22 protein-coding genes are annotated in these 24,554 nt (G+C 58.0%); 11 read left to right on the top strand and 11 right to left on the bottom strand.

The window, feature by feature from the left end; all coding sequences use genetic code 11:
• Positions 1-86: 86 nt before the first annotated feature.
• Together QE408_RS01015 and QE408_RS01010 are read right to left on the bottom strand one after the other, a co-directional pair.
• A complete protein-coding gene (locus tag QE408_RS01015) occupies positions 87-638 on the bottom strand; it encodes a hypothetical protein (protein WP_306927763.1) in 552 nt (183 codons plus the stop codon).
• 11 nt (positions 639-649) lie between these two features.
• Entirely contained in the window at positions 650-1,825 is a 1,176-nt protein-coding gene (locus QE408_RS01010) for a zinc-dependent alcohol dehydrogenase (RefSeq protein ID WP_306927761.1), read from the bottom strand.
• Positions 1,826-2,352: 527 nt separating this feature from the next.
• Between QE408_RS01010 and QE408_RS01005 the strand changes: the two genes are divergently transcribed.
• From QE408_RS01005 to QE408_RS00995, 3 genes are all read left to right on the top strand, one after another.
• On the top strand, positions 2,353-3,288 hold the full coding sequence (locus tag QE408_RS01005) for a helix-turn-helix domain-containing protein (RefSeq protein ID WP_306927759.1): 936 nt from the start codon (positions 2,353-2,355) through the stop codon (positions 3,286-3,288).
• A gap of 392 nt (positions 3,289-3,680) precedes the next feature.
• Entirely contained in the window at positions 3,681-5,066 is a 1,386-nt protein-coding gene (locus QE408_RS01000; RefSeq protein WP_306927758.1) for an NtaA/DmoA family FMN-dependent monooxygenase, read from the top strand.
• A 62-nt stretch (positions 5,067-5,128) separates the two neighbouring features.
• Positions 5,129-5,650 (top strand): flavin reductase family protein, encoded by a 522-nt coding sequence (locus QE408_RS00995; protein WP_306927756.1) that lies wholly within the window; start codon positions 5,129-5,131, stop codon positions 5,648-5,650.
• A 194-nt stretch (positions 5,651-5,844) separates the two neighbouring features.
• On the opposite strand, the gene ggt is transcribed toward QE408_RS00995, so the two are convergent.
• Complete coding sequence (gene ggt, locus QE408_RS00990) at positions 5,845-7,602, bottom strand: gamma-glutamyltransferase (RefSeq protein ID WP_306927755.1); 1,758 nt, start codon at positions 7,600-7,602, stop codon at positions 5,845-5,847.
• A gap of 554 nt (positions 7,603-8,156) precedes the next feature.
• On the opposite strand from ggt, the gene QE408_RS00985 reads away from it, so the two are divergent.
• The 7 genes from QE408_RS00985 (at position 8,157) to QE408_RS00955 (ending at position 15,884) form a co-directional block, all read left to right on the top strand.
• Positions 8,157-9,041 carry an AraC family transcriptional regulator gene (locus QE408_RS00985; protein WP_306930141.1) on the top strand — a complete coding sequence of 295 codons (885 nt, stop codon included), beginning with the start codon at positions 8,157-8,159 and terminating at the stop codon, positions 9,039-9,041.
• 92 nt (positions 9,042-9,133) lie between these two features.
• Complete coding sequence (locus QE408_RS00980) at positions 9,134-10,045, top strand: ABC transporter substrate-binding protein (protein WP_306927753.1); 912 nt, start codon at positions 9,134-9,136, stop codon at positions 10,043-10,045.
• Positions 10,046-10,174: 129 nt separating this feature from the next.
• Complete coding sequence (locus QE408_RS00975) at positions 10,175-11,677, top strand: sugar ABC transporter ATP-binding protein (RefSeq protein WP_306927751.1); 1,503 nt, start codon at positions 10,175-10,177, stop codon at positions 11,675-11,677.
• Positions 11,667-12,644 (top strand): ABC transporter permease, encoded by a 978-nt coding sequence (locus QE408_RS00970; protein ID WP_306927750.1) that lies wholly within the window; start codon positions 11,667-11,669, stop codon positions 12,642-12,644. The genes QE408_RS00975 and QE408_RS00970 overlap by 11 nt, the downstream gene beginning before the upstream one ends.
• Positions 12,645-12,681: 37 nt before the next feature.
• Entirely contained in the window at positions 12,682-13,413 is a 732-nt protein-coding gene (locus QE408_RS00965; protein WP_306927748.1) for an SDR family oxidoreductase, read from the top strand.
• A gap of 77 nt (positions 13,414-13,490) precedes the next feature.
• Positions 13,491-15,101 carry an FGGY-family carbohydrate kinase gene (locus QE408_RS00960; RefSeq protein ID WP_306927746.1) on the top strand — a complete coding sequence of 537 codons (1,611 nt, stop codon included), beginning with the start codon at positions 13,491-13,493 and terminating at the stop codon, positions 15,099-15,101.
• Positions 15,102-15,158: 57 nt separating this feature from the next.
• The gene (locus QE408_RS00955; protein WP_306927744.1) at positions 15,159-15,884 is read left to right on the top strand and encodes an SDR family oxidoreductase; all 726 of its coding nucleotides are present in this window, start codon (positions 15,159-15,161) and stop codon (positions 15,882-15,884) included.
• A gap of 40 nt (positions 15,885-15,924) precedes the next feature.
• On the opposite strand, the gene QE408_RS00950 is transcribed toward QE408_RS00955, so the two are convergent.
• Genes QE408_RS00950 through QE408_RS00935 form a run of 4 tightly spaced genes read right to left on the bottom strand, consistent with a single transcriptional unit; the run spans position 15,925 to position 18,921 of the window.
• On the bottom strand, positions 15,925-16,986 hold the full coding sequence (locus tag QE408_RS00950) for a CobW family GTP-binding protein (RefSeq protein ID WP_306927742.1): 1,062 nt from the start codon (positions 16,984-16,986) through the stop codon (positions 15,925-15,927).
• Positions 16,986-17,285 (bottom strand): hypothetical protein, encoded by a 300-nt coding sequence (locus QE408_RS00945; RefSeq protein WP_306927740.1) that lies wholly within the window; start codon positions 17,283-17,285, stop codon positions 16,986-16,988. Before QE408_RS00945 ends, QE408_RS00950 begins: the two co-directional genes overlap by 1 nt.
• A 26-nt stretch (positions 17,286-17,311) precedes the next feature.
• Positions 17,312-18,211 carry a polysaccharide deacetylase family protein gene (locus QE408_RS00940; RefSeq protein WP_306927739.1) on the bottom strand — a complete coding sequence of 300 codons (900 nt, stop codon included), beginning with the start codon at positions 18,209-18,211 and terminating at the stop codon, positions 17,312-17,314.
• 41 nt (positions 18,212-18,252) lie between these two features.
• Complete coding sequence (locus QE408_RS00935) at positions 18,253-18,921, bottom strand: FadR/GntR family transcriptional regulator (RefSeq protein WP_306927738.1); 669 nt, start codon at positions 18,919-18,921, stop codon at positions 18,253-18,255.
• Positions 18,922-19,144: 223 nt separating this feature from the next.
• Here QE408_RS00935 and QE408_RS00930 point away from each other — a divergent pair, with 223 nt between their 5' ends.
• Complete coding sequence (locus QE408_RS00930) at positions 19,145-20,128, top strand: asparaginase (protein WP_306927736.1); 984 nt, start codon at positions 19,145-19,147, stop codon at positions 20,126-20,128.
• A gap of 64 nt (positions 20,129-20,192) precedes the next feature.
• Here QE408_RS00930 and QE408_RS00925 read toward each other — a convergent pair whose 3' ends face one another.
• The 4 genes from QE408_RS00925 to ugpB form a co-directional block, all read right to left on the bottom strand.
• Positions 20,193-21,242 carry a sn-glycerol-3-phosphate import ATP-binding protein UgpC gene (locus QE408_RS00925; RefSeq protein WP_306927734.1) on the bottom strand — a complete coding sequence of 350 codons (1,050 nt, stop codon included), beginning with the start codon at positions 21,240-21,242 and terminating at the stop codon, positions 20,193-20,195.
• The gene (ugpE, locus tag QE408_RS00920) at positions 21,242-22,090 is read right to left on the bottom strand and encodes a sn-glycerol-3-phosphate ABC transporter permease UgpE (RefSeq protein WP_306927732.1); all 849 of its coding nucleotides are present in this window, start codon (positions 22,088-22,090) and stop codon (positions 21,242-21,244) included. The genes QE408_RS00925 and ugpE overlap by 1 nt, the downstream gene beginning before the upstream one ends.
• Before the next feature lie 9 nt (positions 22,091-22,099).
• Positions 22,100-22,981, bottom strand: a complete 882-nt coding sequence (gene ugpA, locus QE408_RS00915; protein ID WP_116493373.1) for a sn-glycerol-3-phosphate ABC transporter permease UgpA — start codon at positions 22,979-22,981, stop codon at positions 22,100-22,102.
• Between the two features lie 79 nt (positions 22,982-23,060).
• The gene (ugpB, locus tag QE408_RS00910) at positions 23,061-24,365 is read right to left on the bottom strand and encodes a sn-glycerol-3-phosphate ABC transporter substrate-binding protein UgpB (RefSeq protein ID WP_306927726.1); all 1,305 of its coding nucleotides are present in this window, start codon (positions 24,363-24,365) and stop codon (positions 23,061-23,063) included.
• Positions 24,366-24,554: the final 189 nt, after the last annotated feature.

The following is a 24,554-nucleotide window of genomic DNA, read 5'->3' as shown; positions in this document are numbered from 1 at the left end:
GGGGCGCGGGCTTGGTCGGACAAGGGCGATCTTGCACCGCTCCGCTTGGGGGTGGTGAGCCTGAGCGGAGCGGCGCAAAATCTTGATCAGAGATTAGCGCTTGAGGTGGGTCTCGTGTCGCCGAGTTTTTTAAGCGCTGCGCCGCGTGCGGCCTCGATTCCCTTCGGGAAGCCGCTCCGGTCATCGTAGTTGCGGCGCTGACCTTTGTGGCTGGTGTGACGAATGGTGGTTGCGCCAGCCGCGATCACGTCAAGAAGGGTCACGCCAGCAACCATCAGAAGAGCCAAGGCGGCATTACCCCGCTTCGGGTTCTCCGTCCGCATGGCGGTTGCCAGGGTGGCGATATCGAGAGCATCGCCCGCAATCCGGGAGGTCAACCCCGCTTGCTTGTCAACCGACAGAGTGACAAAGCCGGAGGCGATTTCTCGAGCCCCGAACGCCCGCACAAGATTTTCCTGACCGCGCAGGCCGAGCGCTCCGGTCAGCTTCCGGGCTGCAAGGATTTCCACGAGCCCGAGGCCGATGCTGAACCAACCGAGATTGCGGGCCAGCCGATCGGACGAACTAAGTGAACTTTGCCCCGACTTGATGACGCGCGGATCGCCTTCTGAACGAGTGATATTGCTGAAAAACGACATGTTGGACCTCCTTACGGTTTGAGAACAACCTTGATGCAGCTGTCCTGTTTGTCGCGAAACGTCTTGTACATCTCCGGCCCCTGTTCGAGCCCGACGGTGTGGGTAATGACGAATGACGGGTCGATCTGGCCTTCCTCGATGCGGCGGAGAAGATCGTCGGTCCAACGACGGACATGCGTCTGCCCCATGCGAAAGGTGAGGCCCTTGTTCATCGCCACGCCCATCGGAAGTTTATCGATGAGGCCGCTGTAAACGCCGGGAATTGAGATGATCCCAGCTGGCCGGCACACATAGATCATTTCGCGTAGGACATGCGGACGGTCACTCTCTAGCATCACGATCTGCTTTGCCCGGTCGAGAAGCGTGTCCGGTTGCCCCATTGAGACGTGGCTTTCCAGTCCAACCGCGTCGATGCATTTTTCCGGCCCCTTGCCGTCGGTCAACTCGTTAAGCCGCTCGACGACACTTTCGTCGCTGAAGTTGATTGTGATGGCGCCGCCTGCCTCGGCCATGGAGAGCCGCTCCGGGATGCGGTCGATAGCAACCACCTGCTTGGCGCCAAGAAGCACAGCACTGCGGATTGCCATCTGACCGACCGGACCGCAGCCCCAGACGACCACAGTATCGGTCGGTTCGATGTCGCATTGTGCAGCGGCCTGCCAGCCGGTCGGAAAGATGTCGCCCAGGAAGAGGACCTGCTCGTCAGTGAGGCTGTCCGGCACCTTGATGTGCGTTTCGTCCGCAAAGGGGACTCTGAGATATTCTGCCTGACCGCCGGGATAGCCACCCGTCAAATGCGTGTAGCCAAACAGGCCGGCCGTGGTATGGCCGAATACCTTATCTCCCAGCTCCTTTTTGCGGTTCGACCGCTCGCAGACGGAAAAGTTGCCCCGCTTGCACTGATCGCATTCACCACAGTTGATCGTAAAAGGTACCACGATCCGGTCACCTTTCTTCAGGCGACCGTTCATCTGCGAGCCGGTCTCAACGACCTCGCCCATCATTTCGTGGCCCATCACATCGCCCGGCATCATCGCGGGGATAAAATTGTGGAACAGATGAAGGTCTGAGCCGCAGATCGCACAACTCGTTACCTTGATGATGGCATCACGGGGATGCTCGATTTCCGGGTCCGATACGGTGTCGCATCGTATGTCTTCTTTGCCGTGCCAAACAAGTGCGCGCATTGCCTTCTCCTGCCAGGGTTGATCGATAGCGGATATGGCGGTCTTAGCCGCGCGCTGTGTCTAGAGCGCCGTGCGTCTTCTCGGACGGACTAAAGACGCTCTAACTCTTTGAACCTACGCATCGTGCCTATCCGAAAATCCATTCCGATTTCGGGCCGATGCTGTAGGCACGCATTGCCTGTTCATCGCCAAGCCCTGCGAACCACGGCATTTCGCGGAAGTTCCCGGATTTATTGGGAGAGCGGACGATAGTCCTACCGACCCGGACGTCCTGATCGCATTCAAAGCCCTTCGGTTTTCTGGAGGTGTCAGACTCCCGGCTTTCAGAAGCCTTCAGGATAAATTGGTGGGGAGGATCCAAGGGGAGAGTTGAGATTAATCCATGAGCGATGGGTGTTTCCCTTGAGCAGCTTCACACTGACGGGCTGTTCTTGAACGAACAATATGACGGAGATGGTCAGCCAATCGGTCCAACTGGCACGAAGATTGCGTCACAGAGTTCGACCTTTGAAGACGCGGAGGCGACGATGGCATTCTGGAGTGCGAATGACTTGCCCGTTAAGGATCGCTTCCCTTTCTGGAAGGAAGTCCTCTGTGAGGCCTATATTGCATTGAACCCCGTCCCTGACGCGGAGCAGGGCTTTGGTGGGGAGGTCAAGGCAAACCTCATTGGCTCCACAAATGTCACGACGATCTCCTCGACGCGGCAAAAGGTTTACAGGCGCCGGCAAGAGATCAGCAGAATGCCTGAAGAGGTCTATTTCCTCAATCTTCAGGTGGAGGGTCAGTGTCGGATGATGCAAGGCGGTCGCGAGGCGTTTCTTCGGCCTGGCGATTTCTCCATCGTGGATTCGACTGAACCCTATCTCAACGATTATTGCAGCGACCGATGGAAGCAGCATTCCTTCCGAATCCCCAGAGCAGCGCTCAAACCTTTTCTGAGACGGTCGGAGCAGCAAACGGCCACGTTGATCAGCCGTTCCGATCCGGTTGCCTCGATCGCGTGCGATTATCTGACCTCGATCGCGACACAGGCCGAACATCTGGGGCCGGTTGCAGCCCCGGTATCGGGCCAAATCATTGAGCTGGTATCCTTGGCAATGGGCATCTCGTCGCGGGAGGAGGAGCAGGCGCGAGGGACCTTGAAGCAGCAACTTTCGAAATCCCTTGTCCAATACATTGCAACGCACGCTGCCGATCCTGAATTGACGCCTGCCAAAGCCGCGCATCATTTTCGCATCTCAGTGCGGTATGTACATAGGCTTCTCGAGGACAGCGGCGATACATTCAGCAAGGTTCTGCTCAAGCGTCGGCTGGAAAAATGTGCAGATGATCTGCGGGCTGATAAGGGCCACTCCATCGGCGAGATCGCGTTCCGCTGGGGTTTCAACGATCTCTCGCACTTTAGCCGATCGTTCAAGAACCAGTTCGGTGTTGCCCCCAGGGACTACAGACTGCCGTAATCCATCCGCCAGATGCCCGCTGCGCCGTTGAGGTCGCCACATGGGCCGCGTTTAAGCCGGTAAGTATCGAGGGCATTCAGACCCGACACGCCCTCTGCGCTCACACAGTCTTCTCGTGCATACGCATCGCAGCCTCCGTGATCCTGTGGCTCCGATTTACGAAACGTCAGCCTGCTATCGACTTGCCTTCTTCCTTTCTTGGCGACCAGCACCGCAGTGTACGCAGAGCCGAATGGAGATGCGTGTCATTCGAAGGGGCGCGGCTCGTGTTGGTCCGGTTGGTGTAAACGACACTCTGAGAACAACCGATGTTCACTGTGGAGCAAGACGCTTGCTGCACTGCGACATAATCTTTCCTTCAACCACAACAGAAAAGCGAGAAGGAACAGCGAATGCGCAAGCGAATGATATTCAACTGCTTCACCATGAATGTCGCGTCTCATATCTATCACGGTACCTGGCGCCATCCGCGAAACCAGCTTGCCCAGTTCAACGAGTTCGAGACTTGGTCAGCACTCGTCAAGAAGCTGGAAGCGGGGCGCTTCGACGCGATATTCTTCGCCGACATCCTTGGTATCGACCCGGCTTATGATGGAAAGTGGGATGCTTACTTTGAACAGGGCCTCCACATGCCCTGTAACGACACGTTTACAATGTGCGCCGCGCTTGCTGCCGTGACAGAGAACCTTGGACTGGTGTTTACGAGCTCGATTCTCTCCGAGCATCCCTTTGCATTTGCGAAGAAGGCGTCCACGCTCGACCACATCAGCCGCGGGCGTATCGGCTGGAACATTGTGACGAGTGTGACAGACAATGCAGCGCGCAATTTCGGATATGACAAGATCGTCCCTCATGATCAGCGATATGACTGGGCTGATGAATATATGGACGTGGTCTACAAGCTTTTTGAAGGGTCTTGGGAAGCGGGCGCGATGATCGCCGATCGGGAGAGGGGGGTCTTCAGCGATCACACCAAAGTACACCCCATAGACCACGTAGGCGAACGTTATAAGGTACAGGGACCGCACCTTGTTGCGCCATCGCCTCAGCGTACGCCCATGCTCTACCAGGCTGGTGCCTCGAAAAGGGGAAGTCAATTCGCGGCGCAACACGCAGAGGGCACGTTCATCCTCTATCCGAATGTCGATGGCGCCCGCATCGGCATCGCGGGAACGAAGAAGCTCGCCGAGCAGATGGGGCGGGGCGCGGACGACATTAAGTTCATCCAGGGCTTGTCCTTCGTCGTCGGCAGCACGATGGAGGAGGCAAACAGGAAAGCCGCGGAAATCGACGAATGGGTTCTCTATGAAGGGCTTGCTGCCCATGTCAGCCGCGATATGGGCGTCGATCTTTCCCATCTCGACCCCGATAAGCCGGTGGACGAGTCTGGTCTCGACGGCCTGCAGGGATATGCGCGCATGATTGAGATGGGTAAGCCTCACGGGGAAAAGGCCACCGTCAAGGAAGTCGCGAATGCGCTTTCTTATAATTGCCGCATCGTGGGCACGCCGGACTTCATCGCGGATGAACTTGAGCGTTGGCAGGATGCAGGCGTTGATGGCATCAACATGATCTGCCAGCTTCACCCGGAAACATTCGTAGATTTCATCGACCACGTCACGCCCGTTTTGCAGCAGCGAGGCTTGGCTCAGCGGGAGTATGCGGAAGGCCCGCTCCGTCAAAAGCTCTTCGGCCGAGGCCCGCTTCTTCCCGACAACCACCCCGGCGCGGCGCTGCGCCTCGCACGCAACGGTGCCACGCAGGTTGCAGCGGAGTGATCTGCGAGAAACAGGATCCGGCATCGCCGGATCCTTCGGGTCAACACGTTGGAGAGACAGACATGTCCACTGATAAAAACATTGAGGCGGCAGAGAACGCCAACTTCAAGAATGCCATGGCGATGATGGCCGCCGCCGTCAAAGTCGTCGCGACCGATGGCAAGGCCGGGCGAGGTGGATTGACGGTGACTGCGGCTTGTTCCGTTTCCCAGGAGCCGCCGCGTCTCCTCGTTTGTGTCAACACGTCAGCTTCCGCGCACCCTGTCGTTGTTGAAAATGGCCGGTTGAGCCTGAACATTCTGGCAAAAGGCCAAGAGGCCGTAGCAGGCGCATTTGGCGGCAAGGTTCCCCCGGAGCAACGTTTTGAGGTTGGGGAGTGGGGCTCGGATGAATTGGGGCAGCCCATTTTGAAAGACGCATGTGCGCGATTCAGTTGCACCATTCACGATACGATGCGCTCTGGGACGCATACGATCTTCCTTTGCGACGTTCACGCTGCCGATAGCCAAAGGGGTCCGTTGCCGCTGGTCTATTTCGACCGGATGATGACGACGCTTCCACAGGTCACACTGGCAGAAGCGTGACGGGGTAACCGAAAGTCCAAAAACCCGAGAATGGAGGGGAGGGTGCCTCTGAGATGTGTACGGCATAGGAAAGAGTGAGCCAGTTTAGGTCGATCTTCCGGGATGTTTAATACCGACAGTAAGCTTTGGTATAAGCTCTGGGCTTCGGTTCTCACGTCGCCTCTTAGGAGAGGCTTGCCTTTTCGCGGGACAAATCAGTTTCCCACAGCCACGCCTTCCCGTCGCGGATCGGCGCTTCCGGCCAAGCCCCTGTCGGTGATCTCGATGGCGTGCAAGCCGGAATTCATCTCGCCCGGCTTCACGTCGTACCCCAACGATTTGAGGGCGTCGGCCATGTCTTCCGCCTGGGTGCCAGCCTCGATATCGTAAGTGCCGAAGCGATTGATGAGATGCGGCTGGGCGACGATTTCCTCCACGGGCATGCCCCAATCGATATAGGCGATCAGCGCCTGCGCCACATATCCGATAATTTGGCTGCCGCCTGGAGAGCCAATGGCGATCAGCGGTTTGCCGTCCTTCATCACGATGGTTGGCGCCATCGAAGAGCGTGGGCGCTTTCCGGGTTCGACACGATTGGCAATCGGCAGGCCGCCTTCATGGGTCTTGAAGGAGAAGTCGGTCAACTCGTTGTTGAGGAGAAAGCCGTTGGTCATCAGACGCGACCCAAAGCCATTTTCGATCGTTGTCGTCATGGAAACGACGTTGCCTTCCTTATCGACGATGACGAAGTGGCTTGTGGAAGGTAATTCAAGTGCGGCATCCCTGCCGAAGAGCAGCGCGTGGTCCCAACCCGGTTCACCGGCTTTGACCGCATCCTTGGTCAACGCCTTGTCGCCATCCAACAGCTTTGATCGCTCGCTTAAACAGGATTTGTCGAGCAAGCCTTTGATCGGCAAAGGCACGAAGTTCGGATCAGCTAGGTAACGTTCGCGGTCGGCGAAGGCAAGACGTTGGGCATCGCCGATGATGCGCCAGCTTTCCACATTCTTTGGCCCCAGAGCCTTGAGATCGAAATGTTCCGAGAGGCCGAGAATTTGGCTGACGGCAACCGCGCCTGACGACGGCGGGCCCATGCCGCAAACATCGAGAGCGCGGTAGGTGAAGCAGACCGGCTCTCGCTCGATGATGCGATAGTTGGAAAGATCGGCCAGCGAAAGTACGCCGGGATTACCGGCGGCTTCCCGCACAGTCTTGACGATGTCTTCGGCAATTTTCCCTTTGTAGAAAGCGTCGGCACCGTCCTTCGCAAGTATCGCAAGCGTGTCGGCATAAGACGGATTTTTCAACACGGCGCCTGCCTTCAAGGCCGCGCCTGCGCTATCGAAGAAATAGGACGTGGTCTCCTTGTAGGTCTTCAACCGGTCACCCTCGGAAGCAACCAGGGAGGCAAGACGTGGCGACACCTGGAACCCTTGCGTTGCCAGAGTCTGGGCCGGCTTCAGCAGACTTGCCCATTCCGTTTTGCCGAAGCGTTTGTGGACGTCCCCAAGCAGGCGGACCGTTCCAGGCGTTCCAACGGAGCGACCGCCAACCACAGCGTCCATGAACTTCAGGGGTTGACCTTTCTCGTCGAGAAAGAGTGTCGGTGTGGCCTCCATAGGCGCTGTCTCCCGGCCATCGAAGGTGGTCAGCTTCCCGCTTTTTGCATCGTAATAGACGAGAAACGCACCGCCGCCGAGACCGGAGCTTTGCGGTTCGACGAGACCAAGCACGGTCTGCACGGCAACCATCGCATCGATCGCATTTCCGCCGCCTGCGATGACATCACGCCCCGCCTCGGCAGCGAGGGGATTGGCCGCTGCCACCATAAAGTCTTTGGCTTCCACACGTTGGGCGGTTGCGACCGTTGTCGCTTTCTCCGGCGCAACGATGTCGGACGCCTGCTGTGCCGAGGCCACGGCGGCGCATAGGGTCAGGGCAAAAAAGGTTTGGCTGAGAAGTTTCGGTTGCATTCGTCCTATCCTTCTAGGTGGCATGACGACCAATGGCAGTGGGATGCCTCCTTGCGCCAGGTCCCAAGCCGGTCAGGTGCGCAACGATTTGGTGACACTATGATGACTGCGTCTCAGCCTGTCCACTCTGACTGATGACAGGTGCACGACGTTCGGATGGACGCCTCCGATGATAGTCCTCCATTTTACCACCGATGATTTTCTGATGATTATCCACCACAAGATGTGCGGAAAAGTATAAGGCACGCGCCAGTGTCGCCTCCGCGAGAAGTGTAAAAATTTTGGCTGCTCGGGGTGCGATTGCACTGTTTGTCAGCGCATCACGCAAAGTTGTTGGCTAAAATGGCTGCGTGTTTGCTGTTGATTGAAGGGCCCGATGCACGTCTATTCGATTTTCAGCATATAGGAGTCAAAAAAGTATCAGCAATTTCCGCGCCGTGATGTGGAGCAACATATGCTGTCGCGCCTATGGTCCGCATCAACGCCCGGGACGAGCCATAAGAGGAATGGTCTCGCTTCTAATTAAGGCGGACGTGCGTGAGGGAGGAACCATGATGCAGCCCGATCTGGAACTGGTCCATATTCGCAAGGGCGAGTCTTTCGCTGCTTGGCGGCATGGCTACCCGTTCCGCACGGTCCGCTGGCACTACCACCCCGAGTACGAAATTCACCTCGTCGTGGCCACCTCTGGCACGTTCTATATCGGTGACTTCGTTGGACGCTTCGACCCCGGTCAGCTGATTATGACCGGACCCAATCTCCCCCAGAACTGGATTAGCGAGATTGAGCCCGAGGAAATCGTTCCGACGCGCTCTCTCGTGATCCAGTTTCCGGAAGTATTTATTGAAGACGCCAGCGCATGCATGTCGGAGATGGAACCGGTTCGCAGTCTGTTGGAGCGTAGCCGCCGTGGCATTCTTTTTGACGACGAGACGAGCAATCGCGTCCGGCCTCTGATCGAAAGGTTGATCGAAGCGCAGGGTCTTACGCGCCTCGCCCTCTTCTGGGAAATTCTTGACCTTCTCGTCAAAGCGCCATCTCCTGAAGTTCTGGCCAGTCTCAGCTATGAGCTGGACCTGGCAGGAACCGGAGATAGCGGCATCAATCGCGCCTTGTCGCATCTGCGCCAGCATCTGACCGCTCAGGTGGATGAAATCGATCTGGCCGAAATCGTCGGCCAGAGCCCGAGCACATTTTCACGAGCCTTCAAGCGTCATACGGGAACGACGCTTGTGCGTTACCGCAATCAATTAAGGATCGATCTCGCCTGCCAGATGCTGCTGGCGGATCAGGACGTCAAGGTTGCAGAAGTCTGCTACGATGTGGGCTTCTCCAACCTGTCGAATTTCAATCGGCATTTCCTGAAGCTGAAGGGAATGTCACCGTCGAGATTCCGAACCATATTCGCAGCCCAAAAGGCGGCAGTCATGGCGGAGTAACGCAACCGTACATCGCAGACTTCATCAATTCGGACAGACGACTGTCCGGAAACGGGTAGTTGCTGCCCAAATTCCAACGGGAGGAAGAGTACATGAAAATGAAATCCAAGTTTCTGATGGCGACAGCCGCGCTTGCACTGATGGCCGCTCCAGCTCTGGCGCAGGAAAAGCTGAAGATCGGCATGACGTTTCAGGAGTTGAACAACCCTTACTTCGTTTCCATGCAGGAAGCGCTGAAGGAAGCCGCAGCGAGCATCGGAGCCGATGTCGTCATAACCGACGCCGGGCATGATGTTGCGAAGCAGATTTCCGACGTTGAAGATATGCTTCAGCAGAAGATCGATATCCTTCTTCTGAATCCGACCGACAGCGCAGGCATCGAAGCCGCCGTTCATGCCGCCAAGGCCGCGGGCGTCATCGTTGTCGCCGTGGATGCCAATGCAAATGGTCCGGTCGACACCTTCGTAGGTTCGAAGAACCGCGATGCGGGCTACATGTCTTGCAAACATCTCGGTGAAGCTGTTGGCGGCAAGGGCGAGGTCGCGATCCTCGACGGTATTCCGGTCGTCCCGATCCTCCAACGCGTCGAAGGCTGCAAGGCCGCACTGGCGGAATTCAAGGATATCAAGCTCGTCGACACGCAGAATGGCCGTCAGGATCGCTCCGTGGCTCTTGGCGTCGTCGAGAACATGATCCAGTCGCATCCCAACCTCGTGGGCATCTTTTCCGTGAATGACGGCGGTGCGATGGGGGCGCTCTCGGCGATCCAGGGTTCTGGCAAGGACATCAAGCTGACGTCCGTAGACGGCGCCCCAGAAGCGGTGAAGGCCATCGCCGACGGTACGCCTTTCATCGAAACCACGGCGCAGTTCCCGCGTGACCAGGTCCGTGTCGGACTTGCCATGGCGCTTGCCCAGAAGTGGGGCGCCCGCGTTGTGCCGAAGGAAGTCCCGATCGATGTCATGGTCGTGGACAGCAAGAACGCCGGCGAATTCAGCTGGTAAGAACTTCTCCCAGGCTCCGTCCCCGCTTAGGCGGGGGCGGGACGCTTGGATCTAACGACATTAGAGCGTCCTTTTTGTGTCCTGAACGACGCACGGCGCTCTAAATCCCGACCATTGAGGAGGGTTAAGATGCTGGAACTGAATGGAATAAGAAAAAGCTTCGGCAAGATCGAAGTCCTGCGCGGCGTCGACCTTCAGGCACGCCCCGGAGAGGTGCATGCGCTTCTCGGCGAGAACGGCGCTGGCAAGTCGACTTTGATGAAGATCCTCTGTGGCATTTTGCAGCCCTCCGAAGGGACGATCCGCATCGACGGTACGGAGCGGCGTTTCGCAACCTACGATGAGGCTATTGCTGCCGGGGTTGGCATCGTCTTTCAGGAATTCAGCCTGATCCCCTATCTCAACGCTGTCGAGAACATGTTCCTCGCCCGGGAGATCCGCGGGCCGCTTCGCCTGTTGAACAAAGGCGCCATGCGCAAGCGTGCCGCTGAGATCATGCGCCGTCTGGCGGTGGATGTTCCGCTTGATGTGCCGATCAAACGGCTTTCGGTCGCTCAGCAACAGTTTGTCGAAATTGCAAAGGCGCTTTCGCTGGATGCGCGCATTCTGGTGCTCGACGAGCCGACCGCGACTCTGACACCGTCCGAGACCGAACACCTCTTCAATGTCATGCGAGAGCTGCGTCGTCAGGGTGTGGCGATCATCTTCATTTCGCACCATCTCGAGGAAATTTTCGAAATCTGTGACCGCATCACCGTTCTGCGTGACGGAGAGCTTATTGGGTCTTGCCTGACATCCGAGGTGGATAACGATCGGTTGGTCGAAATGATGGTGGGCCGGCGCATCGAGGCGAGCTTCCCGCCGAAACCGAAGCTTGATCCATCGGCCGACGTCGTGATCGATGTCGAAGAACTTCAACTGAAGAAGGGCGGGCCCGTCTCGCGGTTTTCGTTGCGTAAGGGGGAGATCCTCGGCTTCGCCGGGCTTGTGGGCTCGGGCCGATCGGAAACTGTTCTCGCCATGCTTGGCGCGCACTCTGCGTCGCGCCGCAAGATAAAGCTGGATGGCTCGGAAACGCGGTTCTCCGGTCCTGACGATGCGCTGATCCGCGGTATCGGGCTGCTGCCGGAAAGCCGGAAGGAAGAAGGGCTGATTACCAGCTTCTCCATCCTACAGAACATTTCGCTGAACAATTACCGCAAATACCGCAAAGCCCATTGGTTCCTCGATCTCAAGAAGGAACTGGAGCACACGCAGCGGGCGATGGCGCAGGTGCAGGTCAAGGCGCAGGGACCCTATGCTCGCGTTGACACCCTATCCGGTGGCAACCAGCAAAAGATCGTGATTGCCCGCTGGCTGAACCATGACATGCGCGTGCTGATCTTCGATGAGCCTACGCGTGGCATCGATGTCGGTGCCAAGGCAGAGATCTACGCACTGATGCGTGCATTCGCCGCGAGCGGCCACTCGATCATCATGATCTCCTCGGAGCTGCCCGAGGTGATCGGCATGTCCGACAGGGTCTGCGTCTTCCGCTCCGGCGGCATCGTCGCCACGCTTGAGGGCGGCGATATCAATTCCGAAACAATAATGACAAACGCCACCACCGGGAGAGTTGAACATGTCGCTTGATGCAAACACCGGCGTTGCCGCGAAGACGGGCGGCTTCAAACTGAGCGGCCTGCTGCATTCGCCCCTGGCATTGCCGCTCGCGGGTCTGATCGTCGTCTCGATCCTGATGGGTCTTGCGAGCGACAACTTCTTCAGCCTCAACAACATCATGAACGTGCTTCGGCAAGTGTCGGTCGTCGGCATCCTTGCCGTCGGCATGACTTTCGTCATCCTGACCGGCGGCATCGACCTGTCCGTCGGCGCGGTTATGGCGCTTGTGGGAACGCTCTCGGCGGGATTGATGGTCAATACCGGGTTACCGGCTTCGGTGGCGCTGCCCGCGGGGCTCTTCATCGGGCTCGGTATCGGCATATTCAATGGCGCGCTTGTCGCCTGGGGAAAGATGCCGGCCATCATCGTTACACTGGCGACAATGGGAATGGCGCGCGGTCTCGGCCTTATCTATTCCGGCGGCTACCCAGTAAGCGGCATTCCAAGCTGGATTTCCTGGTTCGGCGTCGGCCGCATTGGCATCGTACCTGTCCCGGTTGTCATCATGGTTGTGATCTACGCCGTTGCCTGGGTTCTTCTCCAGCGGACTGCCTTTGGTCGTCACGTCTACGCTCTTGGCGGCAATGAGCTCGCAGCGCGGCTCTCGGGTGTAAAGACACAGCGCGTCAAGCTTGCCGTCTACGGCATTTCGGGCGTCACCGCCGCGCTCGCTGCGCTGATTTTGACCGGGCGCCTGATGAGCGGTCAGCCCAACGCTGGTGTCGGCTTCGAGTTGGATGCGATCGCTGCGGTGGTCCTGGGCGGTACGGCGATTGCCGGGGGCAGAGGGCTTATTCTCGGCACGCTGATCGGTGCCGTGCTGCTCGGCATCCTCAATAACGGCCTCAACTTGATGGGCATCAACCCCTATCTGCAGGACGTCATCAAGGGCTTCATCATTCTGCTGGCCATCTATATCGGGCGCGAGTGGCGCTAGGTCAGCCGACAACCTTTCCATAACGCAGGAGAACTAAATGTCTGAATCGCTGCAAGGCAAGATCGCGGTCATCACCGGTGCTGCTTCCGGTATCGGGCTTGCCACCACCGAAGCACTCTTGGGACAGGGCGCGACCGTGGTCATGGTCGACTGGAACGAGAAGGCCTTGAATGAGCTGGTCGCAAAGCTTGGCGAGCGTGCCATCGCGCAGGTCACTAACCTTTTGGATACCGACAGCTGCAATGCCATGATCCCGGAGATATTGGCAAAGGTCGATCACATCGACATTCTCTATTGTAACGCGGGCACCTATATCGGCGGCGATCTGACGGAAACGACGCCTGGAGCGATCGACAAGATGTTGAACCTCAACGTCAATGCCGTGATGAAGAACGTCCACGCCGTGGTCCCGCATATGTCGGAGCGCAAGACTGGCGATATCATCGTGACCTGCTCGATTGCCGGTCACTTCCCCACCTATTGGGAACCCGTCTATTCCGGTTCCAAATGGGCGATCACCAGCTTCGTCCAAGGCATGCGCCGCCAGATGATCCCGCATGGCGTGCGTGTCGCTCAGGTCTCGCCCGGTCCGGTCGTCTCCGCGCTGCTGGCAGACTGGCCGGAGGAAAACCTCCGCAAGGCCAAGGAGTCGGGTAGCCTCATCGACGCAAGCGAAGTGGCCGACGCCATCGTTTATATGCTGACGCGCAAGCGCACTGTCACGATCCGCGACATGTTGGTTCTGCCGACCAACTTCGATCGCGTCTAACATCAAGGAGCGTCTGAAATCAAAGATTTCAGACGCTATTCTCACATATTGGATCACCCGCGCGAGGACTGTCTCAAATGGCTTCTTACCTGATTGGCGTCGATGTCGGCACTGGATCTGCTCGCGCTGGTGTATTCGATACCGAGGGCAAGCTTCTGGCAACGGCCAAGCGACCGATCTCGATGCATCGGGAAGATGGTGGCATTGCGGAACAGTCGAGTGCCGAGGTCTGGCAAGCGGTCTGCGAGAGCGTCCGGGAAAGCGTTTCGCGAGCCGGTATAGACCCGGCTGACGTGGCGGGCCTCGGTTTTGACGCGACATGTTCGCTTGTTGTCTGCGGTGCGGGCAATGAGACGCTTCCGGTTGGCGATCCCAGCCATCCTGAGCGGGACATTATCGTTTGGATGGATCACCGCGCGGTTGGACAGGCTGAGCGGATCAATGCCGGCGACCACGCCGTCTTGCAATATGTTGGCGGGCGCATTTCGCCAGAGATGCAGACGCCCAAGCTTCTATGGCTTAAGGAAAACAGCCCCACTGTCTACGACCGCGCTGCGCAGTTTTTCGATCTGACGGATTTTCTCACATGGAAGGCCACCGGATCGCTCGACCGTTCCGCCTGCACCGTGACGTGCAAATGGACCTATCTTGCCCATGAGGACCGGTGGGACACCGATTATTTCAACGCGATCGGTCTCGGCGACCTCGCGGAGCAGGGCTTCCGCCGCATTGGTCAAAACGTCGTCCATCCCGGCACTGCGCTCGGCTCTGGATTGACGGAAGAGGCGGCACGAGCGATGGGGTTACGCCCCGGCACCGCCGTCGCCGCCGGTCTGATCGACGCGCATGCCGGTGGAGTGGGAACGGTCGCTGCAGGCGGTGACGCGTCGCGATGCCTCGGTTACGTGTTCGGCACATCATCCTGCACCATGACGACGACCGCCGAACCTGCGTTCGTACCAGGCGTTTGGGGTCCCTATTATTCCGCCATGGTTCCAGGCGCCTGGTTGAATGAGGGCGGGCAGTCGGCTGCCGGTGCTGCCATCGATTATCTGGTGCAATTGCACCCGGCATTTGCCGAGGCAAAGACGCTGGCAAGCAATGAGGGCAAGGCGTTGCCGGTCTGGCTCGCCGATCGCGCCTTGAGCCTGGCTGCGTCTGCTTCCGCCGCAGCGGATATTGCCAGGGACTTTCATGTGGTGCCGGAATTTCTCGGTAATCGCGCGCCGTTCGCCGATCCGCACGCGCGCGCTATCATCGCTGGTTACGGCATGGGGACAGGCGTGGATTCCCTCGTCGCGCTTTATGTCGCTGGACTTCTTGGCCTCGGCTACGGGCTTCGCCAGATCATCGAGACACAGGCGCGCCACGGTGCGCCGGTGGAAACCATCAGCGTTAGCGGCGGGGCGGGGGCCCATCCGCTTGCTCAGCAATTGCTGGCGGATGCGACCGGTATGCCTGTCGAGCTAACGGAATGCGAAGAGCCGGTTCTTCTCGGTTCGGCTATGCTTGGTGCAGTTGCGGCAGGAACTTTCCCGGATCTTTCGTCCGCTATGTCTGCAATGTCGAGGGTTAAAAACCTTGCCTCGCCCGAAGCCACGTTCCGCAAGGTGCAAGACGCGCGCTATGAGGCGTTCCTGGCGTTGCAGAATGTAGCACGGACCATTCGCTCCAACAGTCACTCCTGAACACCGTCGAAGTCACAGATCAGCAGGCCAACGCGGCCGCATTAATGCGAGGATAACATGCAGTTTACTGGAAAGTCCGTCATCATTACCGGAGCCGGAAAAGGCATTGGACGCGCCTGCGCCCGCCTGATGGCGGCACGCGGTGCAGAGGTCGTGGCGATCAGCCGTACTCAGTCCGATCTCGACAGCCTGAAAGCCGAAATTGGTGGACGTTCGATCCGCGCAGATCTTGCCGATGCCGCCGCCACCCGGGCCGCAATGGCAGAAGCAGGCCCTTGCGATTTTCTGATCAACAGCGCCGGCATCAATGTGTTGGAAAGCGTGTTGGATATGACGGATGCCGGCTATGAGGCTGTACTCGGCATCAATCTGCGCGCCGCGATTATCACCTGCCAGGAGTTCGCCCGGGCACGTGTGGCAAAAGGAGGGGGTGGTGCGATCGTCAACATCACGTCGATTGCCGGTCACCGCGGGTTTCAGGACCATCTTTGCTATGCGGCGTCCAAGGCCGGGCTTGAGGGCGCGACGCGTGTGCTTGCCAAGGAGCTTGGTCCCCATGGTATTCGCGTCAACGCGGTCGCACCCACGATCACACTGACCGAACTCGCTGCGGAAGCATGGAACGATCCGGTCAAGAGCCAGCCGATGATGGTTCGCCATCCCCTCAATCGCTTCGCTGAGGCGGAGGAAGTGGCAGAGAGCATCGCGCTGCTCTTGTCCGACGACAGCAAGATGATTACCGGTGCCATACTGCCGATCGATGGCGGCTTCCTCGCTGTTTGATCAGCGGTTCTGCGTGCTCCGCGCTCGACGAATGGCTTGGCTATCGCTCTGCCTGCTTCGGAGAGGCTGATAGTGCAAGCGGATCGGCCTCGACGAATGTGGCGAAGGATTGGGCGATATCCCCGATGTCGCCATCGACAATAAAGACGAGCACGCTCGTGCGGTCGCCTGCGGGCCATGCGGCCATGTGCACGGGTTGATGGATAAGATGTTGAACACCGTGGATCACCACCGGCGTCTCATATCCGTCGACGCCGATGATACCCTTCACGCGCAGGAGCTTTTCGCCATGCCTGTTGACCAGCAGGGAAAGCCATGTCGAAAACCGTGGCCATGAGACGGTGTTGGGTGTGGTCACGGATATGGCGCGGATCGCACCATGCGCGTTGACGTCTTGCAGCGGCGCATGTGCGTGGTCATGGTAACGCTCCGCTGCGACCCAGCGCCGAGCTTCGGCTGGACGGGCTGAAAGGTCATGGATATCCTCCGTCAGGATCAGGCTCGCAGCGGGATTGGCAGGATCGCTGATTTCGATGCTGGCTGTCGGATTGATGGCCGACAGCTTGGCGATGAGCGCCGCTATCGCATCGGGCTCTGCAATATCCGTTTTGGTAATGATCAGGCGATCGGCAACGGCGACCTGCCGGGCGCTCTCGGTATAGGTCTCGATGTTATGTTGCCCATTCGGCACCTCGACGACGGTGACGATGTTGCCCATCGAGAAATGATATTTCAGCATCAGATCTGCCGTCAGCGTGGCGACGATCGGTGCCGGGTCGGCAAGTCCCGTGGTCTCGATGATGAGCCGGGTGAAAGACCCTATGCGACCTGCCTTGCGCTTTTCGAAGAGGGACAGGATCGCCTGCTTCAGATCGCCGCGGATGGTGCAGCAGATGCAGCCACTCTGCAAAAGGACGGTGTCGTCCTCAATCGTCTCGACAAGCAGATGATCGAGACCAATGCTGCCGAATTCATTGATGATCACGGCGGTGTTGGAAAGATCGGGCTCCGACAGCAATGCATTGAGCAAAGTCGTCTTGCCGGAGCCCAGAAAGCCGGTGAGGACATTGACGATGATGGGTTGTTGGGCGCCGGATGCCATCACGCCTCTCTCATTTTCAAAAGGAGTGTTGGATCGAGAGGATCGATCGCTTCGCCGGCAAAAGCCTCAGCCAATGGCCACAACTGGCCCAGATGATCCACGACCGCACTCTTTCCCGTGCGGCCGGTGAGAACATATCGATCATTCCAGACCTTCAACCGCAAGCCATAATGAGTGAGGACTGCATTCACGGCACTGGCCTGTCGGTAGCGCTCGGCGGCGGGCGTCATCGACGCAACGCCTTTGCCGCCGCTGCTCCAGTGATCTGCCGCGCCGAGCGCACCGCACAGGCCGCACATTCGCTGTCTCCCTTATGCCTTAAGATTTATGATTGTGGACGGGCCGTGCCGCTGCGTGGATAGCGCTTGGCGAAGTCAGCAGCGATTTCTTCCATGGTGACGAACTTCACGCCTTCAAACTGACGGATGTGGTCGAAAATGCGCTCATGCATCTTGAGAACGTGTGGCTTGCCGGAGACATCCGGGTGGATGGTCAGCGGAAAGACGGCGTAATCGTAGTTCTCATAGACCCACTCGAATTGGTCGATCCACATCTGCTCGAGGTCGCGCGGATTGACGAAGCCGTGGCTATTGGGCGCGGCCTTGATGAACATCATCGGCGGGAGGTCGTCGAGATTCCAGGATGCTGGGATTTCGATCAGGTCGGTTTCGGGACCCTGGGTGAAAGGCTTCATCCAGTGCGAAGGATGTTTCGAATAATCGATCTTCGTCCACTCGTCACCGACGGTGACGTAATAGGGGTGGTGGTCATTGTGCATCAGGGAGTGATCGTAAAGAATACCCTTCTGCTTCAGCAACTCGTTCGTCTTGGAGCCGAACTCCCACCAAGGTGCCACATAACCGCGCGGTGGTTTTCCGGAAAGCTTGGTGATGAGATCGACGCACTTGTCGAAGATCGCTTCTTCCTGCTCGGGCGTCATGGCAATCGGGTTTTCATGGCTATAGCCATGCATGCCAATCTCGTGACCGGCATCGGCGACCTGCTTCATCTCATCCCAGAATGTCTCGATCGAGTGTCCGGGAATGAACCACGTGGTCTTGATGCCCCATTTTTCGAAAAGACGGAGAAGGCGCACAGAGCCGACCTTGCCCGCAAAGACGCCGCGGGAAATATCGCAAGGGCTGTCTTCGCCACCGTAAGAGCCAAGCCAGCCCGCGACGGCATCGACGTCGATACCATAGGACACCAAAATTTCCTTCGCCATGATCGCTTCCTTCTGTAATGGCCAGGTTGGCCTGATTAAATTCAGGGCAGTTCGGTTGGAGAGAGGCCCGAGCGGCTGCCCCCCATGCTGATATGTTTGCGCATGTAATAGTGCGCACCGTCCGGATCGCCGCGTTCGATGGCTTCCAGGATCAACTCATGCTCCTTGACCGCAGGCCAAAGATCGCCAGGGTGCAATACCGGCATGCGTTGGCTCTCCTGCATGACGACCGCGAATGTTCGATGCATATCGACGAGCAGGCGGTTGCCGGAGATCGCCAAGATCTGGCGATGAAACTCGGTATCGGCCTCTACGTAACCGCCCAAGTCTGCGTCATGTGCCGCGCGGCGAAAGGCAGCGAGCGTGTTGCGGAGGGCGGCAAGATCGTCCTGCGTGCGGGAGATCGCAGCAAGTTGCGCTGCGTAACTCTCGACAACATGCCGCAACTGGTAAACCTCGCGAAGAGAGTAGGGGGCGGCTTGCGGCCAAGCACCGTTTCCCTCGTCGCTGGCCTCAGCGATGATGAACCCGCGACCATTGTCTTGAGCTTTGATTTTGCCGGTGGTCAACAAAACGGAGATGGCCTCACGAAGTGTTGCCCGGCTGATGTCCAGAAGCCTAGCGAGTTCTCGCTGCGGCGGAAGTGCTGCGCCTTGCGACCAATGGCCTTCGGCGATCATCGAGGCGAGCGCTTTGACCGTGGCCGCCACAGTGCTTCCGCCTGCGCTTGCCGCTCCCGCTGTCCTCTTGATCGCCGCTTCAACCAGGTTTGTTCTCCGTCTTGGTCTGACCAAGGGTTTTGTTTGTTGCAGAAGATCGGATTTTGGTCAGGCCGTCAACGTCAAAGAATAGGCAGTTCCTGCTCATTTCTTCGCCATTTGACAATCTTGGTCAGACCAAGTTAGCTGCCTTAAAGATTTTAGGGGAATGATCATGACGAAAACTGTTTGCCTCATTACCACGGGCGGGACGATCGCCTCGCAGAAGAATGCGAGCACAGACCATGTGACTGCGAAGCTTGGCGGCAATGACCTTCGGGCCACTGTGGAAAGCCGGCTTGCTGGCGTCGAGCTGGTAGTCGACGAATTCATGACGGTCGGGAGTTTTGCGCTTTCGCTCGAAGACGCCTTTGCTCTCGCTTGCCGGATAAGGGACCATCTCGCCGACCCCAAAATCGACGGGGTAGTCGTGACGCATGGAACCGACACGATGGAGGAGAGCGCCTATATGGCCGATCTTCTCATAAATAGCGAAAAGCCGGTCGTCTTCACCGGCGCGCAGCGCGCAGCCGATGAGCCGGATGGAGATGGTCCCCGAAACATCGCGGACGCGGCTCGTATCGCTGCATCTGAGACCGCCCGCGGTCTGGGCGTGCTGCTTTGTTTCGAGCAGGAGTTTCATGCGGCCCGCGACGTGACGAAGTCGCACACCTCTCGTACCGACACGTTCATTTCTGCCGAGCATGGGAAACTAGGCGAAGTCGATGGCGACTTGGTCGTCGTGCACCGGCGTCCGGTGAGCCTCGGCAAAATTGGCGCAGAGCGCGTCGAGTCGGATATCGAGATCGTCAAGCTTGGAATCGGCACCAGCGACCGGTTCCTCCGCTTCGCCGCCTCCGAAGGAATGCGCGGCATCGTCATCGAGGGTTTTGGCCGTGGCAATGCAACGCCCGCCGTGACGGCTGCTGCTATCGATCTCGTGAGGAGCGGTGTCCCCGTCATCATGACGAGCCGGTGCCAACGTGGTCGCGTCAAGCCGATCTACGGGAACGGCGGTGGCAAGACGCTTGCCGAAGGCGGCGTTATCTTTGCAGGAGATCTCAGTTCGCAAAAGGCGCGTGTTCTTCTCTCGATGCTTCTAGGATCCGGATTGGGGATCGAAGAAATACGCCGTGAGGTCGAGCGCTTCGGTCTTTAGGCGGCGTTTTGGTCTAACGAATTGTTGAAGCGGGACCTTCGGAGATCCCGCTTCATTTTTGCAGTCAGTCGATACGAGCGCCGCTGGCATTGAAAAAGTGCAGATCCGCGGCCTTGGCGCCGATCTGCACGACGTCGTCCATCTCGATACGCGAGCGTCCCGCCACACGAAAGACGATATCGCTGCCATCGGCTAATGTGCCGTGGACGTAGCTTTCAGCGCCGACCAGTTCCACCGCAGCCACCTTGACGGATGCGCTAAAGGCCTCAGCCTGGGGAGCGTCTGCGATCAGGTGAAGGTCTTCCGGACGAATACCGAGTGTCGCTGCAGCGGCCGGAGTTCCTGCGTCTTGCGTCATCGACCAGTTGCCGGACGATGTCGGGATGGCAAGCAGGTTCATCGAGGGCGAGCCGATAAAGGTCGCGACAAAGGTCGTCGCCGGACGCTCATAGAGTTCAATCGGAGTGCCGACCTGTTCGATGCGACCTGCATTCAGGACCACAAGCCTATCGGCCAGCGTCATCGCTTCCATCTGGTCATGCGTGACGTAGACGCTTGTCGTGGCAAGCGAACGCTGGAGCCTCTTGATTTCAACGCGCATCTGTACGCGAAGCTTGGCATCAAGGTTCGATAGAGGCTCGTCGAAGAGATAGGCGGCGGGTTCGCGCACGATTGCGCGGCCCATCGCAACACGCTGCCGCTGGCCACCGGACAATTGCCGCGGTTTGCGCTCAAGAAACTGCTCGATCTCGAGCGCCTTTGCCGCCTGCTCGATACGGCGATCGATCTCGTCCTTCGGGGTGTTACGATTTTTCAGCCCGTAAGCGAGGTTCTGTCGCACCGTCATATGCGGATAGAGCGCATAGTTCTGGAACACCATGGCGATATCCCGCTCGGACGGCTCCAAGTCGTTGACCACCCGATTGCCGATCGAAATTTCACCGCCCGAAATACTTTCGAGACCAGCAATCATGCGTAGCAGGGTAGATTTTCCGCAGCCGGATGGTCCCACGAGGACCACCAGTTCTCCATCGGCGATTTGCAGAGACACGCCTTTGATGGCTTCCACATTGCCATACATCTTGCGGACATCGTTCAAAACAAGCTGGGCCATTACTTTTCTGTCTCCACAAGACCTTTAACGAACCACCGCTGCATCACAACGACAACGATGATGGGTGGGATGATAGCGAGGATCGCTGTGACCATGACGTAGTTCCAGGGTGTGGATGCGTCAGTGAAATCGACCATACGGCGCAGGCCGATGATGATCGTGTTCATCTTGGCGTCGTTCGTGACCAGAAGGGGCCAGAGATATTGGGTCCAGCCGTAGATGAAGAGGATCACGAAGAGCGCCGCAATGTTGGTGCTCGAGAGCGGAAGAAGGATGTCCTTCATGAAGCGGAACGGCCCGGCATTGTCGATGCGCGCTGCCTCGACCAGTTCTCCTGGGATCGTCAGGAAGAACTGCCGAAACAGGAAGGTGGCCGTGGCCGATGCCATCAATGGCAGGGTCAGGCCCGCATAGGTATCGATCAGACCGAGATCAACGATCACCTTGTAGGTTGGCAGGATGCGCACCTCGACTGGCAGCATCAGCGTGATGAAGATCATCCAGAAGAAGAACATCCGGAAACGGAAGCGGAAAAAGACGATGGCGAAAGCAGAGAGGAAGGAAATGATGATCTTGCCGACGGCAATCGCCATCGCGACGACGAAGGAGTTGAAGAGCAGGCGCTCAAGGCTGACGCCGACCACCCGTTCGACACCGCCCGACAGGGCTTCCCGATAATTCTCAACCAGGTGGCCGCCCGGAAGCAGCGACATGGGTGGGCGGATGATGTCTTGCGACGTCATCGAGGAGGCGATGAATGTATAATAGATCGGGAAGGCGACGATGATGATGCCAATGATGAGGATGAGATGGCCGATGCCATTTGCGATAGGGCGTTTTTCAATCATGTCCGGTCCTCACCCGTAATGAACCCGCTTCTCTACGAAGCGGAACTGGAAGGCAGTCAGGCCGATCACGATGATCATCAGGATCACGGACTGGGCTGCGGACGAGCCAAGGTTCAGGTTGACGAAGCCATCATTATACACCTTGTAGACCAGCGTTTCCGTTGCCTTGGCGGGACCGCCACCGGTGACGGCGTGGATGATGCCGAACGTGTCGAAGAACGCATAGACCGTGTTGACGACAAGCAGGAAGAATGTGGTCGGCGCAAGAAGCGGAAAGATGATCGTCCAGAAGCGTCGGCTTCCGCGAGCACCGTCGATGGCGGCAGCCTCGATGAGCGATTTCGGAATTGCCTGAAGACCGGCAACGAAGAACAGGAAATTATAGCTGATCTGCTTCCATGCGGCGGCGAAGACGATCAGCGCCATAGCCTGGTCGCCCTTCAGCAGCGGGTCCCATTGGAAGCCTGTGGAGCGTAGCAGATAGGCAAGCGTTCCCATCGCAGGGTTGAACATGAAGAGCCACAGCATGCCGGCGACGGCAGGGGCAACCGCATAGGGCCAGATCAGCAGCGTACGATAAAATGTCTGTCCGCGTACGACCTTGTCGGCAGCCGTTGCCAGAAGCAGTGCCACCGCCATGGAAACCAGGGCTGTCAACGCGCTGAAGACGATCGTGACCTGAAGCGCGTGGAGATAATTCGGGTCCGACAGCGTGTCTGAAAAATTGGCAAGACCGACGAACGTCGTTTTAAGCCCGAATGCATCTTCCTGCAGCACCGATTGATAGATCGCCTGGCTTGCGGGCCAGAAGAAGAAAATCGCCGTCAGGATGATCTGGGGTGCCAACAGGAGGTAGGGCAGGATTTTGTTCGGGAAGTGAACCGTGTGCAAGGGTGATGCTCCTCAGCCGGCCAGGGAAAAAGCATTGCCCGCATCCAAAGATGCGGGCAGCGGCTTCAGCTTATGGTGATTACTTGGAGGCAGCCGCGATGGCTGCATTGCCGCGCTCGACGATCTGGTTCAGCGTCGTCTTGGCATCCTGCTTACCAGCCAGCATGGCTTCGAACTGCTCGTTCATGATGTCGCGGACCTGTGGCAGGTTCGGCAGGCGAACACCCTTGGAGTTTTCCGTCGGTGCCTTGCCCATCATCTGAAGGATCGGCGTTTCACGCGCCGGATTCTTTTCGTAGAAGCCGGAAGCCTTCGTGGCTTCGTAAGCGGCATTGGTTACAGGCAGATATCCGGAAACCTGATGCAGGCGTGCCTGGATCGGCGTTTGCGACAGGAAGTGGAAGAACTGAGCAATGCCCTTATATTCTTCATCCGTTTTTCCGCCAAAGACCCAGAGGCTCGCGCCGCCTGGAATGGTGTTCTGTGGTCCGTGACCTTCGTAATAGGGAAGCTGGCCGATGCCGTAATTCATTCCCGACTTTACGATGTCGCCAAGACCGCCGGAAGACTCGGTCAGGATTGCGCATTCACCCGACAGGAAAAGCTGTTTCGCTTCGGACGTGCGGCCGCCGTAACGGAAGGTCCCGTCCTTGGCCATATCGGCGATCGACTGGAAATGCTCGACGAAGAGCGGCGCGTTGATCTTCAACTCCACTTTGCCGCCACCGAGGCCGTTCTCATTCGTACCGTAGGAGACATTGTTCCAGGCGGCGAAGTTTTCGGTCTGGATCCAGGTCAGCCATGTCGAGGTGAAGCCGCAGGGTGCAGCGCCGCTTTCCTTGATCTTACGAGCGGCTTCGAACACAGCCGGCCAGGTCTTTGGAGGGTTTTCGGCGTCGAGGCCGGCCTTCTTGAAGGCGTCCTTGTTGTAGTAGAGGATCGGCGAAGACGAGTTGTAGGGGAAGGACAGCATGGTGCCGTCCGGCTTGGAATAATAGGCAACAATCCCAGCAAGATAGTCGGACTTGTTAAACTCGAATCCGCCCTTCTTGAGAACGTCGGCGACCGGCATGATGGCGCCTTCTGCGCCCATCATGACGCCAGAGCCAGCATCGAAGACCTGAATGATGGCAGGAGGCTGCTTCGACCGGAAGGCTGCGATCCCTGCATTCAGGGTTTCCGGATAGGTGCCCTTGAACACCGGCGTGATCTTGTACTCGCTCTGGCTCTCATTGAACTCCTTGGCGAGCTGATCGACCACTTCGTTGTTCGCACCGGTCATGGCGTGCCACCATTGCAGTTCGGTTGCTGCAAAGGCAGAGGTGCCGAAAGAAAGCGAAATAGCAAATGCCGCCGCGGATGCAGCGAGACGTTTCGTGGACATGATGCCTCCCTAAATTTACGCATGGTCCAGCAACAAGCTGTCCAGGATTTTTTTCCGCCGGAACCTCCCAGAACCAGCGTCAACCTGCTTCATTCGAAGCATGTCATATAGAAAACGAAAACAAGTGAACGTGCAACGAAATTATGACAGTCGGTTGTTTGTGGTTGTGCAAAACCAGAGGCTGAGAAT

Source organism: Agrobacterium larrymoorei (genome assembly GCF_030819275.1).
Taxonomy (GTDB): Bacteria; Pseudomonadota; Alphaproteobacteria; order Rhizobiales; family Rhizobiaceae; genus Agrobacterium; species Agrobacterium larrymoorei_B.
Note: the sequence above shows the minus strand (reverse complement) of the source record. Positions and strands in the feature narration are given on the sequence as shown.